This window comes from Candidatus Tenderia electrophaga (genome assembly GCA_001447805.1).
Taxonomy (GTDB): domain Bacteria; phylum Pseudomonadota; class Gammaproteobacteria; order Tenderiales; family Tenderiaceae; genus Tenderia; species Tenderia electrophaga.
In genome coordinates this window covers 540,522-554,455 of the sequence record CP013099.1, presented here as the reverse complement: position 1 = coordinate 554,455, position 13,934 = coordinate 540,522, and the positions used below count along the sequence as shown (strand labels likewise).

At 61.0% G+C, this 13,934-nt stretch carries 12 protein-coding genes; 10 read left to right on the top strand and 2 right to left on the bottom strand.

Features of this window, described 5'->3' with window-relative positions; genetic code table 11:
* Positions 1–4: 4 nt before the first annotated feature.
* On the bottom strand, positions 5–1,165 hold the full coding sequence (locus tag Tel_02535) for a hypothetical protein (GenBank protein ID ALP52108.1): 1,161 nt from the start codon (positions 1,163–1,165) through the stop codon (positions 5–7).
* 146 nt (positions 1,166–1,311) lie between these two features.
* Here Tel_02535 and Tel_02530 point away from each other — a divergent pair, with 146 nt between their 5' ends.
* The 5 genes from Tel_02530 (at position 1,312) to Tel_02510 (ending at position 7,126) form a co-directional block, all read left to right on the top strand.
* Positions 1,312–3,552 (top strand): hypothetical protein, encoded by a 2,241-nt coding sequence (locus Tel_02530; GenBank protein ALP52107.1) that lies wholly within the window; start codon positions 1,312–1,314, stop codon positions 3,550–3,552.
* 15 nt (positions 3,553–3,567) lie between these two features.
* Positions 3,568–4,851, top strand: a complete 1,284-nt coding sequence (locus tag Tel_02525) for a molecular chaperone SurA (GenBank protein ID ALP52106.1) — start codon at positions 3,568–3,570, stop codon at positions 4,849–4,851.
* 264 nt (positions 4,852–5,115) lie between these two features.
* On the top strand, positions 5,116–6,108 hold the full coding sequence (locus Tel_02520) for a 4-hydroxythreonine-4-phosphate dehydrogenase (GenBank protein ALP52105.1): 993 nt from the start codon (positions 5,116–5,118) through the stop codon (positions 6,106–6,108).
* A complete protein-coding gene (locus Tel_02515; GenBank protein ALP52104.1) occupies positions 6,105–6,902 on the top strand; it encodes an rRNA methyltransferase in 798 nt (265 codons plus the stop codon). Before Tel_02520 ends, Tel_02515 begins: the two co-directional genes overlap by 4 nt.
* Positions 6,903–6,907: 5 nt before the next feature.
* On the top strand, positions 6,908–7,126 hold the full coding sequence (locus Tel_02510; GenBank protein ALP52103.1) for an RND transporter: 219 nt from the start codon (positions 6,908–6,910) through the stop codon (positions 7,124–7,126).
* A gap of 123 nt (positions 7,127–7,249) precedes the next feature.
* Here the strand turns inward: Tel_02510 and Tel_02505 are convergent, their stop codons facing one another.
* Positions 7,250–8,290 (bottom strand): hypothetical protein, encoded by a 1,041-nt coding sequence (locus Tel_02505; protein ALP52102.1) that lies wholly within the window; start codon positions 8,288–8,290, stop codon positions 7,250–7,252.
* A gap of 289 nt (positions 8,291–8,579) precedes the next feature.
* On the opposite strand from Tel_02505, the gene Tel_02500 reads away from it, so the two are divergent.
* From Tel_02500 to Tel_02480, 5 genes are all read left to right on the top strand, one after another.
* On the top strand, positions 8,580–9,278 hold the full coding sequence (locus Tel_02500) for a flavodoxin (GenBank protein ID ALP52101.1): 699 nt from the start codon (positions 8,580–8,582) through the stop codon (positions 9,276–9,278).
* Between the two features lie 126 nt (positions 9,279–9,404).
* Positions 9,405–9,968, top strand: a complete 564-nt coding sequence (locus tag Tel_02495) for a hypothetical protein (protein ID ALP52100.1) — start codon at positions 9,405–9,407, stop codon at positions 9,966–9,968.
* A gap of 127 nt (positions 9,969–10,095) precedes the next feature.
* On the top strand, positions 10,096–11,082 hold the full coding sequence (locus Tel_02490; GenBank protein ID ALP52099.1) for a hypothetical protein: 987 nt from the start codon (positions 10,096–10,098) through the stop codon (positions 11,080–11,082).
* 6 nt (positions 11,083–11,088) lie between these two features.
* Complete coding sequence (locus Tel_02485) at positions 11,089–12,525, top strand: peptidase C69 (protein ID ALP52098.1); 1,437 nt, start codon at positions 11,089–11,091, stop codon at positions 12,523–12,525.
* Between the two features lies 1 nt (position 12,526).
* Positions 12,527–13,843, top strand: a complete 1,317-nt coding sequence (locus Tel_02480) for a hypothetical protein (protein ALP52097.1) — start codon at positions 12,527–12,529, stop codon at positions 13,841–13,843.
* Positions 13,844–13,934 lie beyond the last annotated feature (91 nt).

Here is a 13,934-nt window from a genome sequence, read left to right as displayed (position 1 = left end):
CAGCTCAGAACTGCACCTTGAGTCCGTCGCTCAGGCTGCCCCCGCCGCGGCTGACCACCCGCTCCCCGGCCGCCACGCCCGCGACGATCACCTGCCGTTCCCCCTGACGCGCACCGAGTTTGACCGGACGCCGCTGCAGCACGCCGTCCTTGACCACGAATACGTAGACCTGTCCGTCGTCGTGCACCAGGGCCGAGACCGGCACCAACGTCACTTGTTTAAGTTCGGGCAATAGCAGACGCGCCTCGGCCGCGGCGCCCGACACCAGGCCGGGATTGTCGAAACGCGCCCGCAGGGCATAGGTATAGGTATCGGGATCGGGGTGCTGTTGCAGGGCGACGATCTGCGCCGCGTAGGTCTGGCCGTCCAACAACACCTCGATGCGCTGGCCGCGCTCAAGTTCGGTGACGAGCGCGCGCTCGATCTCGGCATAGAACTCCAGCCGGTTCGCATCGAGCAGTTCCAGCACCACCTCGTTGGCCGCCACCTCGTCGCCCACCTGCACCAGCACCTGATTCACCGTGCCGGCGAAGGGCGCGCGCAGGGTGGTACGCTCCAGATTGCGTTTGGCGCGGCGCGCGGCGGCTTCGAGTCGGTCAAGACGCGCCGTGGCGCTATCCACGTTGTAACGCAGTTGCGCCTCCTCTGCTTGCAGCTGCAACAAACGCTGCCGGGCCGCATCCAAGGCCGCCTTGGACGACAAGGACTCCGTGCCCAAACGCTGCTGCCGCGCCACTTCGGCCTGCTGCAGTTCACGATTACGCTCGGCCAGCTGCAACAACTGACGATCCCGCGCCACGGCGGCCCGCTCCATGTCCAGTTGCGCCCGGGCCTCGGTCAGCAGGTCCTGGTAATCCGCCGGCTCCAGGCGCAGCAGGGCCTCGCCCTGGGCCACGGGCGTACCCGGCTCGACCAGGCGCTGCTGCAACCGTCCTCCCACCTGAAACTGCAAGCGCGCCTGCTGCACCGGTTGCAGATAGCCCCCCACCCGCACGCTGGGCTGCAGATCGCCGAGTTGCACCGGCGCCACCTGCACCTGCACCGGCGGCAGCTCGCTCCGCTGGGCTTGCGGTTCGGGTCGGGTGATGACGATCAGTGCCAGGATGAGCACCATACCGACCGTCAGGAACAAGGTATACTTATGCGCCAGGGGCTTTTTTTGCACTTTAAAACCAAATAGTTGACTGCATTCATGTCTGTCTCGCTACGTTACGACAAAATCACACGCTCTACCATTGTTTCCTGCGTCTGTCGCCCCCGCCTCAAGACCTGTTTTTCAACGCCGCGGTCGGGCTGCTAAGCTCCCGCCCCATGATTAAACGGCGCGCCAACACGGTCCTCTGCCTGCTCCTGCTGGGCGCCAGCGCGCCCCTGGCGGCGCAAGACGCGCCGTGGGCGCTGTGCCAGGCCTGGCCGGCGCCGATCCTGGACTATCCCGGCGCACAGCGCGGCGCAGACGCGCCGATATATCTGAGTGCCGACTCCTCGGAAGGTTTGAACAACGAGGTGGTCAAACTCTTCGGCCAGGTGCTGGTGCAGCGTCCCGACGAGCAACTCCTGGCCGACGAGGCGACCTATTACCGCAGCACCAGCACCCTGGACGCGGTCGGCAATGTGCGCTACGAGACGCCGGAATTCAGCGCCTTCAGCGACCGCGCCCAGATCGTGGCGGATACGGATGAGGGTGAATTCAGCAACGCCGAGTTCTTTATCTACGAACGTCATGCGCGCGGCAGCAGCACCAAGATTCTGCTGCGGGGGGACGATCTCACTGTGCTGAAACAGAGCAGTTACACCACCTGCGACAAGAACGATGAAGACTGGGCCCTGCGCGCCAGCACGGTAGAACTGGACCATGCCGAGGGCATGGGGAACGCCTACAACGCCCGGCTGCATTTCCAGGGTGTGCCGATTTTCTACATCCCCTATATCCGTTTCCCCATCACCGAGGCACGCATGACCGGCCTGTTGCCGCCCACCTGGGGCAGCAGCGACAACGGCGGCAACGAATTCGCCCAGCCCCTTTATCTCAATCTGCATCCGCAGCTGGATCTCACCATTACCCCGCACAACTACACCGAGCGCGGCCTGATGTGGCAAAACGAGCTGCGCTATTTGAGCCGCTACGGCGCGGGTATGATCAATACTGAAAACATCGACGACGAGCTCTTCGGCCAGGATCGCAGCCTCTATCACTATGAACATACGGGCAGGTTGGGTACCGGCTGGAGCAACCAGCTCCTGTTCAACCGCGTCTCGGACGCGGAATACTTCAACGACTTCGGCGACTCACTCAGCACCAGCAGCACCGCCTACTTGGAGCGCTACGCCAAGCTGCAATACAACGACCGTCTGCAGCACTTTATGATCCAGGCCCAGGATTTTCAGATTATCAATCCGGACCTTCCAGTCGGCAGCCAGCCGTATCGCCGCCTGCCCCAAATCACCTATGAACTCAGCCCGCCCATGGTGGGTCCAATGAGATTGCAACTCGAGAGTGAACTGGTGCATTTTCAACGACAGGACAGCATTACCGGCCAGCGGGCCAACCTCACCCCCACGCTCAGCCTGCCCTTTGAACGCATGGCGGGTTATGTCACGCCCAAGCTGAGCGTGTATCACACCCGCTATCAGCTGGAAGACCCCAATAACACGCTTGCCGACGAGGAACTGCAGCGTACCGTGCCCATCAGCAGTCTCGATACCGGCATTTATCTGGAACGCGAGACCGCCCTCGGTGGCGAGGACTATATTCATACTTTGGAGCCGCGCCTGTTCTATGTCTATGCGCCCTACCGCGACCAGTCGCAGTTTCCCCTGTTCGACACATCGCGATTGGCCTTCAGTCAGTCACAGCTGTTCAGCGAACGCCGCTTTACCGGCCTGGACCGCATCGGCGACACCAACCAGGTTACCGTGTCGCTGACCTCGCGTCTGCTGAGCGCCGATAGCGGCGCAGAAAAGCTCTCCGGCAGTCTCGGCAAGATCGTCTATCTGGACGACCGGCGCGTCGGTTTAAACGGCAATATCCTGGACGCCGGCCATCAGTCGGACATCATCGGCGAAATCCAATTCACCCCCAATGACGATCTGCGCCTGACGCTGGACCTGCTCTGGGACACGGACGACGACGTTATCATCGAACGCGACGTGCGCCTGCAATACAGCACTGACAACTTTCATATTTTCAATGTGCGCTACCGCGACCGCGGCAACCGGCGCAGCAATCCCGCCGGCCTGAGCCGCGAGCTCGACACCTCGGTGCTCTGGCCTCTAGGCACGCGCTGGAGTATGATGGCGCGGCGCTATCACTCGCTGGAAGATGACCGCACCCTAGAGAAGATGGCCGGGCTGGAATACAGCAGCTGCTGCTGGGCCTTTCGCTTCATTCGCCGCGCAATCTTCGTCAACGATGCCTCCGCCATTGCCCCGCCCTTCGGCAGCCTGCGCTACAGCTGGCTGGTGCAACTGGAGCTCAAGGGGCTGACCAGCGTGGGCAAGCGCATCGACGAATTCATGCAAGACCAGATCCTGGGCTACACACCGCAGTAAATAGAGAACCACATTATGATCAAAGCTATTGCCAGCCACTGTCTGCTCGCCCTGCTGCTGCTCGGCGGCAGCGTCGCGGTTCAGGCCGAACCGCTGGAATTGGACCGCATCGTCGCCGTCGTCAATGACCAGGCCATCAGCGAGACCGAGCTGGAAAACGCCGTCAAGACCATCAAACTGCAAATGGACCCCAGCCAGTTGCCCCCCGGCGACGTGTTGCGCGAACAGGTGCTGGACCGCCTGATCATGAAACACCTGCAGCGTCAGCTGGCCACCAGCAACAACATCATCGTCGACGACGAAACCCTCAATCGCGCCCTCAACAGCATCGCCGAGCAGAATAATCTGTCCCTGGAACGGCTGCGCACCATCCTCGAAGGTGACGGCATCGACTTTAACGCCTACCGCGAAGGGATCCGTCACGAGATCCTGCAACAGCGGCTGCGTCAGCGTTATGTCAACAACCGCATCAACATCACCGACACGGAAGTCGATCAGTTTCTGACGCAACAAAAGGTGCAGGGCAACAGCGAGGACGAATACCGCCTCGGCCATATCCTCATCGACCTGCCCGAGGCGCCCTCGGCCGAGGATATCGAGGCCGCCCGCCAACGCGGCGCCGAGGTGCTGCAATCGCTGGCGCAAGGCGAGGACTTCGAGCAGCTGGCCATGCGCCACTCCGACGGCCAGCTGGCCTTGTCCGGCGGCGACCTGGGCTGGCGCAAGCTGGGCGAGCTGCCGGCCCTGTTCGCCAATAACGTGGCAGACATGGAGCGCGGCGATACCAGCGACCTGATCCGCAGCCCGAGCGGTTTCCACATCCTGCGGCTCATGGACAAGCGTGGCGGCGAACGCCACGTAGTGTCCCAAACCCATGCCCGCCACATTCTCATCAAGACAAATGAGCTGGTCGACGACGCCAGCGCCCGCAATCGCCTGCTCGAATTGAGAAAGCGGCTGCAAAACGGCGAGGACTTCGCCATGCTGGCGCGCGCCCACTCCGACGACAAGGCCTCGGCCGCCAAGGGCGGCGACCTAGGCTGGAGCAGTCCCGGCCAAATGGTCCCGGCCTTCGAGGCCACCATGGGCGAACTGGAACCGGGCCAGATGAGCGAGCCCTTCCAGACCCAGTTCGGCTGGCATATTGTCCAGGTGTTGGAGCGGCGCCAGCATGACGACACCGACACCTTTTATCGCAATCAGGCGCGCCAACAGTTGTTCCAACGCAAGGCGGCGGAAGAGGAAGAGCTGTGGCTGCGGCGCCTGCGCGACGAGGCGTATATCGAGATTCGGTTGTAACATGCAGAGGCCTGATCCGACATGCACAGCCTCCCCCTTTGAAAAAGGGCACCCATACGGGCATACAGGACTGTGGGGGATGTTAAATAGGCTATTCCCACAGCCGGCTACGCACACTCAAGACAACGACGGTAAATCCCCCCTCTCCCCCCTTTTGCAAAGGGGGGAAGCACTCTGTAGGCAGGGTGTGGCACATGCCGTCCCCCCCTTTGTAAAAGGGGGGTTAGGGGGGATTTCTAACCCGCAAATCACATACCGCCCCACATGCCTCACCGCCTAGCCATCACCCCCGGCGAACCGGCCGGCATCGGCCCCGACCTGGTCGTGCAACTGGCCCAGCACCCCCACGCCGCCGAGTTGGTCGCCGTGGCCGACCCCGAACTCCTCAGCGAACGCGCCCGGCTGCTCAACCTGCCATTGCAAATCGAAACCTTCGACGCCCGCCAACCGGCCCGAGCGCAGCAACCCGGCATACTCAAAGTGCTGCCCGTTGAACTGGCGCAACCGGTCCAATGCGGCCAACTCAACCCGGCCAACGCCCCGTACGTGCTCGACACCCTCACCCAAGCTACCCGCGGCTGCCTGGACGGCACCTTTCACGCCCTGGTCACCGCACCGCTGCACAAAGGCGTTATCAACGAGGCGGGCATCAAATTCAGCGGTCATACCGAATTTCTCGCCGAGCAGACTCACACCGATCAGGTGGTGATGATGCTGGCCACCCCCGGCCTGCGCGTGGCCCTGGCCACCACCCATTTGCCTCTGCGCCAGGTCTGCGATGCCATCACCCAAGCCCTGCTCGAAGACGTGATTCACATCCTGCACCGCGATCTACGCGATAAACTCGGCATCACGGCGCCGCGCATCTACGTCTGCGGCCTTAATCCCCACGCCGGGGAAGATGGCCATCTCGGCAGCGAAGACGAGGAGATCGTCAAACCAACCCTACACCGACTCAGAAACGAGGGTCTGGACCTCGTCGGGCCGCTGCCCGCCGACACCCTATTCATACCCAAATATCTCGATCACGCCGATGCCGTACTGGCCATGTATCACGATCAAGGTCTGCCGGTGTTGAAACACAAAGGCTTCGGCACCGCCGTCAATATCACCCTGGGTCTACCCATCATCCGTACCTCGGTGGACCACGGCACCGCCCTCGACCTGGCCGGCACGGGCCAGGCCGACAACGGCAGTCTTAACGCCGCCATTAACAGTGCCATCGAGATGAGCAAGCAGTGGAAAACACGCCCATGAACGCCCACCAAGGCCACCGCGCACGCAAACGCTTCGGCCAGAACTTTCTCCATGACCCGGGCGTCATCCAACGCATCATCGACGCGGTCAATCCCAAGCCCGACGACACCCTGGTCGAGATCGGCCCCGGTCTGGGCGCCCTTACCGAGCAATTATTGGCCGCCGCGGGACGCTTGCACGTAGTGGAATTGGACCGCGACCTGGTGGCGCGTCTGCAACAACGCTACGCCGCTGAACCGAACATCTGCATCCACAGCGCCGATGCCTTGAGCTTCGATTTCCGCACCCTGGGCGACGCCCACAGGCTGCGCGTGGTCGGCAATCTGCCTTATAACATCTCCACACCGCTGTTATTTCACCTGATAGATCAGATCGACAGCATCCGGGATATTCACTGCATGCTGCAAAAAGAGGTGGTCGACCGTATCTGTGCCGGCCCCGGCGACAACAATTACGGCCGCCTCAGTGTCATGATCCAGTACCACTGCGAAACGCAACACCTGTTCGACGTCGCCGCCAGCGCCTTCCAGCCGGCGCCCAAGGTGGATTCCGCCATCCTGCGCCTCACCCCTCATGCCCAATCCCCGGTGCAGGTGGGTGATAAAAAGCTGTTCGCCCAACTTGTCACCCAAGCCTTCAGTCAACGTCGCAAGACCCTGCGCAACAGCCTGAAATCCGTTCTCAGCGCCGAGCAGATTGCACGCGTCGGCGTCGATCCCGGCGCCCGACCCGAAACCCTCAGCCTCGATGACTTCGCCAGGCTCAGCGACAGCGTCGTGACAGAGACGGAGTAAGGGCATTGAAGTGGCTGGATGGAATCCCCCTGCTTCCCTTCGCCGTGGCGGCCATATTGCTGGCATTGGCACCCTTCAGCCCCGAGCCGCATCTATGGGAAAAATTGAAGCTGCTGAGCGCGGGGCAACTGACCAAGCCCCTGGACATCTTCGACCTCCTGTTACACGGCCTGCCCCTCACACTGCTGGGCGTCAGACTGGCGCGCAAGATGATCAACAAATAAAGGACGGGAGGTGGGCCGGGGCCCGCTGAACCGGACCCGGCCCGCTTGCCTAACACAAGGCACTGCGGGCGTGACTAGGCCGCACGGCGGCCGCGGGCATCCCCTGTAAGGGGGGGGCTGCGCTCAGCGAGTGTTGAGCCAGATCTGATTCTCCCCGTCGTTGACCACCAACACATCGGCATCGCCGTCAGCATCGAAATCATGGGCGACGATGTCTTTGCTGTCGGCCTTCCCCAACGGCAAGGCGCCGTCACTAAAATGTCCGCGACCATCGTTCAACCAAAGGCGATTCCCGTCTGCGGCGGAATTGGCGACAAATACGTCCACGTCGCCGTCAGCATCGAAATCCGCCGCAGCGCCCGCCTCACTGTCGGCACGGCCGAGTTTCAGCGTGCTATCGCGAAACCCGCCCTTGCCGTCGTTGAACCAAACTTGGTTGGGACCATTCGACCAGTTGGCATCGAAGGCGTCGGGATAGCCATCGCCATTGAAGTCGGCGATCACTACCCCCCAGGTGTAATATTCACCCAGCCTAAGACCGGTATCAGTGAATTCACCTTTGCCGTCATTGCGCCAAACATAATTGGGCTGGCCATGGTTGCCTTCGTAAATATCCAGATCGCCGTCGCCGTCCAGATCGGCCAAGACGACATCCCAGCTATCGCTGTCACCCACGCCAGCCGCGGCGCGTTGGAACCCGCCGGCGCCGTCATTCAGCCAAACGTCGTTGCTCCCGGCATGATTGGCCACCACGGCGTCGACATCGCCGTCGCCATCCACATCACCGACGTCGACATCCCAACTGATGACGCCCACACCCAATTCCAAACCACTATTGCTGAATTTTCCGCGTCCGTCATTGAGCCAAACCGTGCTGTGCGAACCGTAGTTGGCGACAAAGGCATCGATGTCAGAATCGCCGTCAAAGTCCGCCAATGCCACGCCACGACTATAGGCGTTGCCCAAAGCCTGGTTGGAATTATCGAAGTGCCCGTTTCCGCTACCGAACCAGACCTCATTTGGGGCGTTGGCTTGGGCGATAAAGGCGTCGATATAGCCATCCCCATTCAGATCGGCCAGGGCCACCCCCTCGCTATGGCCACCCCCCACAGCGCGCGGTGACAACTGGAATTGGATGTCGGCATGGGCATGCGCGCTGATCATGGCACTCATTAACACTGCGACGCTGCCGATGCGTGGAATCGCGCGCGCAGGCATTGGGGTATCATTTGTCATGATGCAATGGACCTCTTCAATGATGAAATAATCGTCTCACGAAGCAAGCGCCGTTGGGCTGGCACTTAGGCTATGATTAACGCTTACCTCGCAAATTGCATTGAGATTTCTCAATAAGGATGGGCTCAGCAAGGCCATGTATGGCGAGCATTCTTGAGTTGCGACCGCCTGTGGGAATTACTATACCGTTTTCACACACAACCGGGGAAAGACGGCCATGGGCGATGGACGCCACCAATCTCAACGGGATTCAACAGGTACTGCTGAATTTTCAGGCCTTAAGGCCTTATTCCTCAACTGCACGCTTAAACGGTCGCCCGAACTGTCCCACACTGACGGCCTGGTTGAACTGTCACGCAGCATCATGGCGCAGCAGGGCGTCACGGTGGAAATATTGCGCCCGGTGGATTACGCCATCGCCACCGGCATTTACCCGGATATGCGTAACCACGGCTGGGATCAGGACGCCTGGCCCGAGCTGTACCAAAAGGTCAAAGCAGTGGATATTCTGGTGCTCACCACGCCTATCTGGCTTGGGGAAAAATCATCGGTCTGCACCCAGCTCATCGAACGCCTCTACGCCAATTCGGCCGACACCAACGACACCGGACAATCGGTGTATTACGGCCGCGTCGGCGGCTGCCTGATCACCGGCAATGAGGACGGCGCCAAGCACAGCGCCATGAACATTCTGTATTCGCTCCAACATTTGGGTTTTGTCATTCCGCCCCAGGCAGATGCCTACTGGGTCGGCGAAGCCGGGCCGGGGCCGTCCTACCGCGATCCGGATTCGGGCGGGCCTGAGAATGCATTTACGCAGCGCAACACCCAGATTATGAGCTGGAATCTGATGCACCTGGCGGGTATGATCAGGCATGCTGGCGGCATTCCGGCACAGGGCAATCAGCGCGATTGACGAAAACGGACGGGGGCCGGTTCGGTTCGCATGCCAAACCGAGGCGAGCATCCTGCCTGAACCGTCTCGCTACGAACAATGGTGAGAAACGGGGGCTATTGACATGAAGCACATGCGCCCATGCCCATGAATCAACATCACAAAGAAACCGTGTATCAAATCGATGCCGACGATCGTCTCGTGGTATTCAACAGCCAATGGAATCGCTTTGCCATTGAAAACGACGCCCGCGACCTGATGCAAGACCACATCACCAACCAGGTGCTGTGGCACTTTATCCGCGATTCCGAAACGCGCCACCTGCATCAAACCCTGCTGCAACGGGTACGGCAAAGCGGACACACGCTTACCCTGCCCTTCAGATGCGATGCCCCGGCGCTGCGCAGGTATATGGAAATGATTATCGCGCCCTTGGATAACGACGCTATTGAGTACTGCTGTCGGACGCTGCGCACCGAACAACGGGAACCGCTGAGGCTGCTCGATCCAGCGGCGTCTCACAATGAGCACGGCGCGATGCTGCGCATGTGCAGTTGGTGTAAAAACATCGACACCGGTGGCACGGGCTGGATGGAGACCGAAAACGCCATCGCCCACCTACACCTGTTCGACACGGAAAGCCTGCCGCGCATAACGCACACCATGTGCGACGCCTGTCTGGGGCGTTTCGGTTTCGACAACGATCACTAAAGGGCCTTTGAATACTGAATACTCATTATTCCCGCTTCAGCAGTCAGCTCGTGGATCGCCGCCGTTTTGAAATTCGCGTCGACAGGCCCTAAGATGATTGATACAGACGACTCATTAGGGTGGATAGATGAACGATGTGCAGGCACCAGAATCGACCGCCCCGGAGCGGGCGCTCGAAGCACTCAACCCATACGCCAAAATCATCGTCGATGAAGCCCGGCGCCGCGGCATACACGTAGAGTTGCTGGACCGACAGGCAAGCTTTGTTGAACTGAGTTACGGCGGTCGGCGCATTGTGTGCCGCGAGTCGCTCAGCGAACTGACCACGGCCATCGCCATGAGCCGTTGCGATGACAAGGGTGTCACCCGCCGCCTATTGGCGCAGGCGGGACTGCAGGTGCCGGCCCAACAGCTGGCCGGCGCTGCTGAGGACAACCGCGCCTTCCTCGAGCGCCACCGACACATCGTGGTGAAACCCATCCGAGGTGAACAGGGTGCCGGGGTGAGCGTGGATATCCGTACCGAAGCGGACATGGACGAGGCCATCGATATCGCCCACCAGACGGCCGACCGCGTATTGCTGGAACAATTCGTCGCCGGCGATGACCTGCGCGTGGTGGTCATCAACAACGCGGTGGTGGCCGCCGCGGTACGCCGCCCGCCCCAGGTCACGGGCAACGGCCGCGACAGCATCGAGCAATTGATCCACGCACAAAGCCATCGCCGTGAACAGGAAACCGGCGGCGAGAGCCACATCCCCATGGACGGCGAGACGCACCGCTGCGTCAGTGAGGCGGGTTATGCCATGGATAGTGTCCTGCCGGAGGGCGAGACCCTGGTGGTGCACCGTTCCGATAATCTACATACCGGCGCCACCATCCACGACGTCACTGCGCGTATCCACCCGGCCATCCGCGCGGCCGCGCTGGCGGCGGCACGGGCCATCGACATCCCGGTGGTAGGCCTGGACTTTCTGATGCCGACACTGGAAGGCGAGGCGTATGTCATCATCGAAGCCAACGAGCGTCCCGGTCTGGCCAATCACGAACCCCAACCCACCGCCGAGCGCTATCTCGATCTGTTATTTCCGGAAACCGCGCAGCGCCAGGACTGATCACCTATGGATTTCGAACATGCCATCAAGCTCTTCAAAGAGATCATGCCGGCCGTGGACTTCTGGTCCCTGCGCCTGGTCAGCGACGATCGCGAAAGCCTCAATGTACGCGAGAACATCGTCCAGCCACCGCGTCTGAGCCGCAGCCGCGGCATTCATCTCACCGTGGTCAATGGCGGCGGCGTGGGTTATGCCGCCACCAGCCAGCTCACCGAGGCCGGGTTGCGCCACAGCATCGACCAGGCCCTGCACTGGGCCGAGACCAACGCCCGTCACGCCTTGTTCAGCGCCGCCGATATTCCGCGACCGCAGCGCTCCGGCGTGTATCGCTCGCAGGTCAACCAGTCGTGGGACAGTACCGGTCTGGATGACAAACTGGCTGCCCTGATGAGCATCAATCGCGCCCTCAAGATCGATGACCGCATCGTCGACTGGCAGGCCCACTTAACCCGGCGTAACAGTGACATCCTACTGCTGACCAGCGACGGCATCGAGATCGAACAACAATTTGAGTTTCTGATCCCCGGCTTCGCCGCCGTCGCCAACCGCGGCGCCCAAACCCAGAGCCGCAGTGGCGGCGGCTGGGGGGCTGCGTTTCAGGGCGGGCTGGAACTGCTGGCCGATTACGGCTTTCCCGATGCCGCGCGGCAAGTCGCGGAAGAGGCCATCGCCCTGGTGGAGGCACCCGAATGCCCGACAGGCATTCAATCGCTGTTGCTGATGCCGAGCCAGATGATGCTGCAGATCCACGAGAGCATCGGCCATCCCTTGGAGCTGGACCGCATCCTCGGCGACGAACGCAACTACGCCGGCACCAGCTTCGTCACGCCGGAGATGTTCGGCACCTATCAATACGGCTCCGATCTGCTCAATGTCACCTTCGACCCGGGCCTGGCGCGTGAAGTGGGCAGTTATGCCTTCGACGCAGAGGGCACGCCGGCCGAATGCAGCTATGTCATTCGCAACGGCATCCTGGAACGCCCCCTGGGCAGCGCCGTGTCGCAGGCGCGCAGCGGCATGGCCGGTGTGGCCAACGCCCGCGCCTGTGATTGGAACCGTCCCGCCATCGACCGCATGGCCAATCTCAACCTGGAGCCGGGCAAGGACAGTTTTGATAAACTGGTGGCGTCCGTCGAGCGCGGCGTTTTGATGGAGACCAACAAGTCCTGGTCCATCGACGACAGCCGCAACAAGTTCCAATTCGGCTGCGAACTCGGCCGCCTCATTGAGGACGGCGAAATCAAAGACATTGTGCGCAACCCCAATTATCGCGGCATTTCCGCCACCTTCTGGCGCAGCCTGGCCGCTGTCGGCAACGGCGCCAGTTTCGAAATCTGGGGCACGCCCTATTGCGGCAAAGGGGAACCCAACCAGGCCATCCAGGTGGGACATGCCTCCCCGGCCTGCGTCTTTCACGATATCGAAATCTTCGGCGGCGCATGACATGGAAATCCATTTCCGCCAGCTCAGCGAACAGTTATGCAACAGCCTGAAAGATGGCGAAGTGCTGCTGCTCAACTACGACGGCGAGCAATCGGACTTCGTGCGTTTCAACCGTAACCGCATCCGCCAGGCCGGCCATGTGCGGCAACAGAGTCTGCAATTGGATTTGATCCACTCGCAACGCGAGGCCAGTGCCGTGATACAGATCAACGGTGATCTACGCAGTGATGTCTACCAGGCCGAGCGCGCGCTACAGGCGCTGCGCCGGCGTTTGCCGCTACTGCCGCAGGATCCCTATCTAAACTATTCCAGTGAATGGCACGACACCTACCAGCCGGGCAGGGACTGCCTGCCGCCGACGCATGAGGTGATCGACCAAATCATCGATTGCGCCGCAGACCTCGACCTGGTGGGCCTGTGGGCCGGCGGTGAGATCACCCACGGCTTCGCCAACGCCCTGGGCCAATTCAACTGGCACAGCAATTTCAATTTCAATTTCGATTGGAGCGTCTACCTGCAGGACGACAAGGCGGTGAAACAAAATTACGCCGGCGTCGACTGGAGCCCGGCCCACCTGAAGCACAAGGTGGAATTCGCGCGTGATACTCTCGGACTGCTGGACAAGCCCCCGATCACCATCAAACCCGGACGCTATCGCGTCTTCCTCGCCCCCCAGGCCCTGTATGAATTGATGACCCTGCTCAACTGGGGCGGCTTCGGGCTCAAGAGCCACCGCACCGCCACCACGCCGCTGATCAAGATGGTGCGCGAAGGCGTGAAACTGGACGCCCGCGTCACGCTCACCGAAAACCATGCCGGCGGCATTACACCGCGCTTTACCCGCAGCGGTTTCATCAAGCCCGATACCGTGCCGCTGATCGTCAACGGTGAATACGCTCAATGTCTGGCCTACCCACGCAGCGCCAAGGAATACGGCAGCGCCGTCAATTGCAGCATAGAACATCCACAGACCCTGGAAATGGACAGCGGCGAATTACCTCAAGACGAAGTACTGAAGGCACTGGACACCGGCGTCTACATCAGCAACCTGTGGTACTGCAATTATTCCGACCGCAATCACTGCCGCATCACCGGCATGACCCGCTTCGCCTGCCTGTGGGTAGAAAACGGTGTGCCGGTGGCACCGCTGAACGTCATGCGTTTCGATGAAAGCGTCCTCAGCATCCTTGGAGAAAAACTGGTGGATCTGACCCGGGAGCGCGAACAGATTTTCGATACCGGCACCTATGAAAGACGCTCGGAAAGCAGCGCCAAGCTGCCCGGCGTGCTGGTGGACGATTTCAGCTTCACGCTGTAGCGGCGCGCCCATAAAAAAACGGCGCTGTCAGCGCCGTTTTTTTGCCCCCTCAAAAATGGGGCCTTACAATGAATGTTCCCGCAGCTGCTGC

Excerpts from the sequence above, each read along its gene's own strand:
- Tel_02520 (ALP52105.1), top strand. The coding sequence starts at position 5,116 with ATGCCTCACCGCCTAGCCATCACCCCCGGCGAACCGGCCGGCATCGGC.
- Tel_02480 (ALP52097.1), top strand. The coding sequence starts at position 12,527 with ATGGAAATCCATTTCCGCCAGCTCAGCGAACAGTTATGCAACAGCCTG.
- Tel_02490 (ALP52099.1), top strand. The coding sequence starts at position 10,096 with ATGAACGATGTGCAGGCACCAGAATCGACCGCCCCGGAGCGGGCGCTC.
- Tel_02495 (ALP52100.1), top strand. The coding sequence starts at position 9,405 with ATGAATCAACATCACAAAGAAACCGTGTATCAAATCGATGCCGACGAT.
- Tel_02525 (ALP52106.1), top strand. The coding sequence starts at position 3,568 with ATGATCAAAGCTATTGCCAGCCACTGTCTGCTCGCCCTGCTGCTGCTC.
- Tel_02500 (ALP52101.1), top strand. The coding sequence starts at position 8,580 with ATGGGCGATGGACGCCACCAATCTCAACGGGATTCAACAGGTACTGCT.
- Tel_02505 (ALP52102.1), bottom strand. The coding sequence starts at position 8,290 with ATGATCAGCGCGCATGCCCATGCCGACATCCAATTCCAGTTGTCACCG.
- Tel_02485 (ALP52098.1), top strand. The coding sequence starts at position 11,089 with ATGGATTTCGAACATGCCATCAAGCTCTTCAAAGAGATCATGCCGGCC.
- Tel_02515 (ALP52104.1), top strand. The coding sequence starts at position 6,105 with ATGAACGCCCACCAAGGCCACCGCGCACGCAAACGCTTCGGCCAGAAC.
- Tel_02530 (ALP52107.1), top strand. The coding sequence starts at position 1,312 with ATGATTAAACGGCGCGCCAACACGGTCCTCTGCCTGCTCCTGCTGGGC.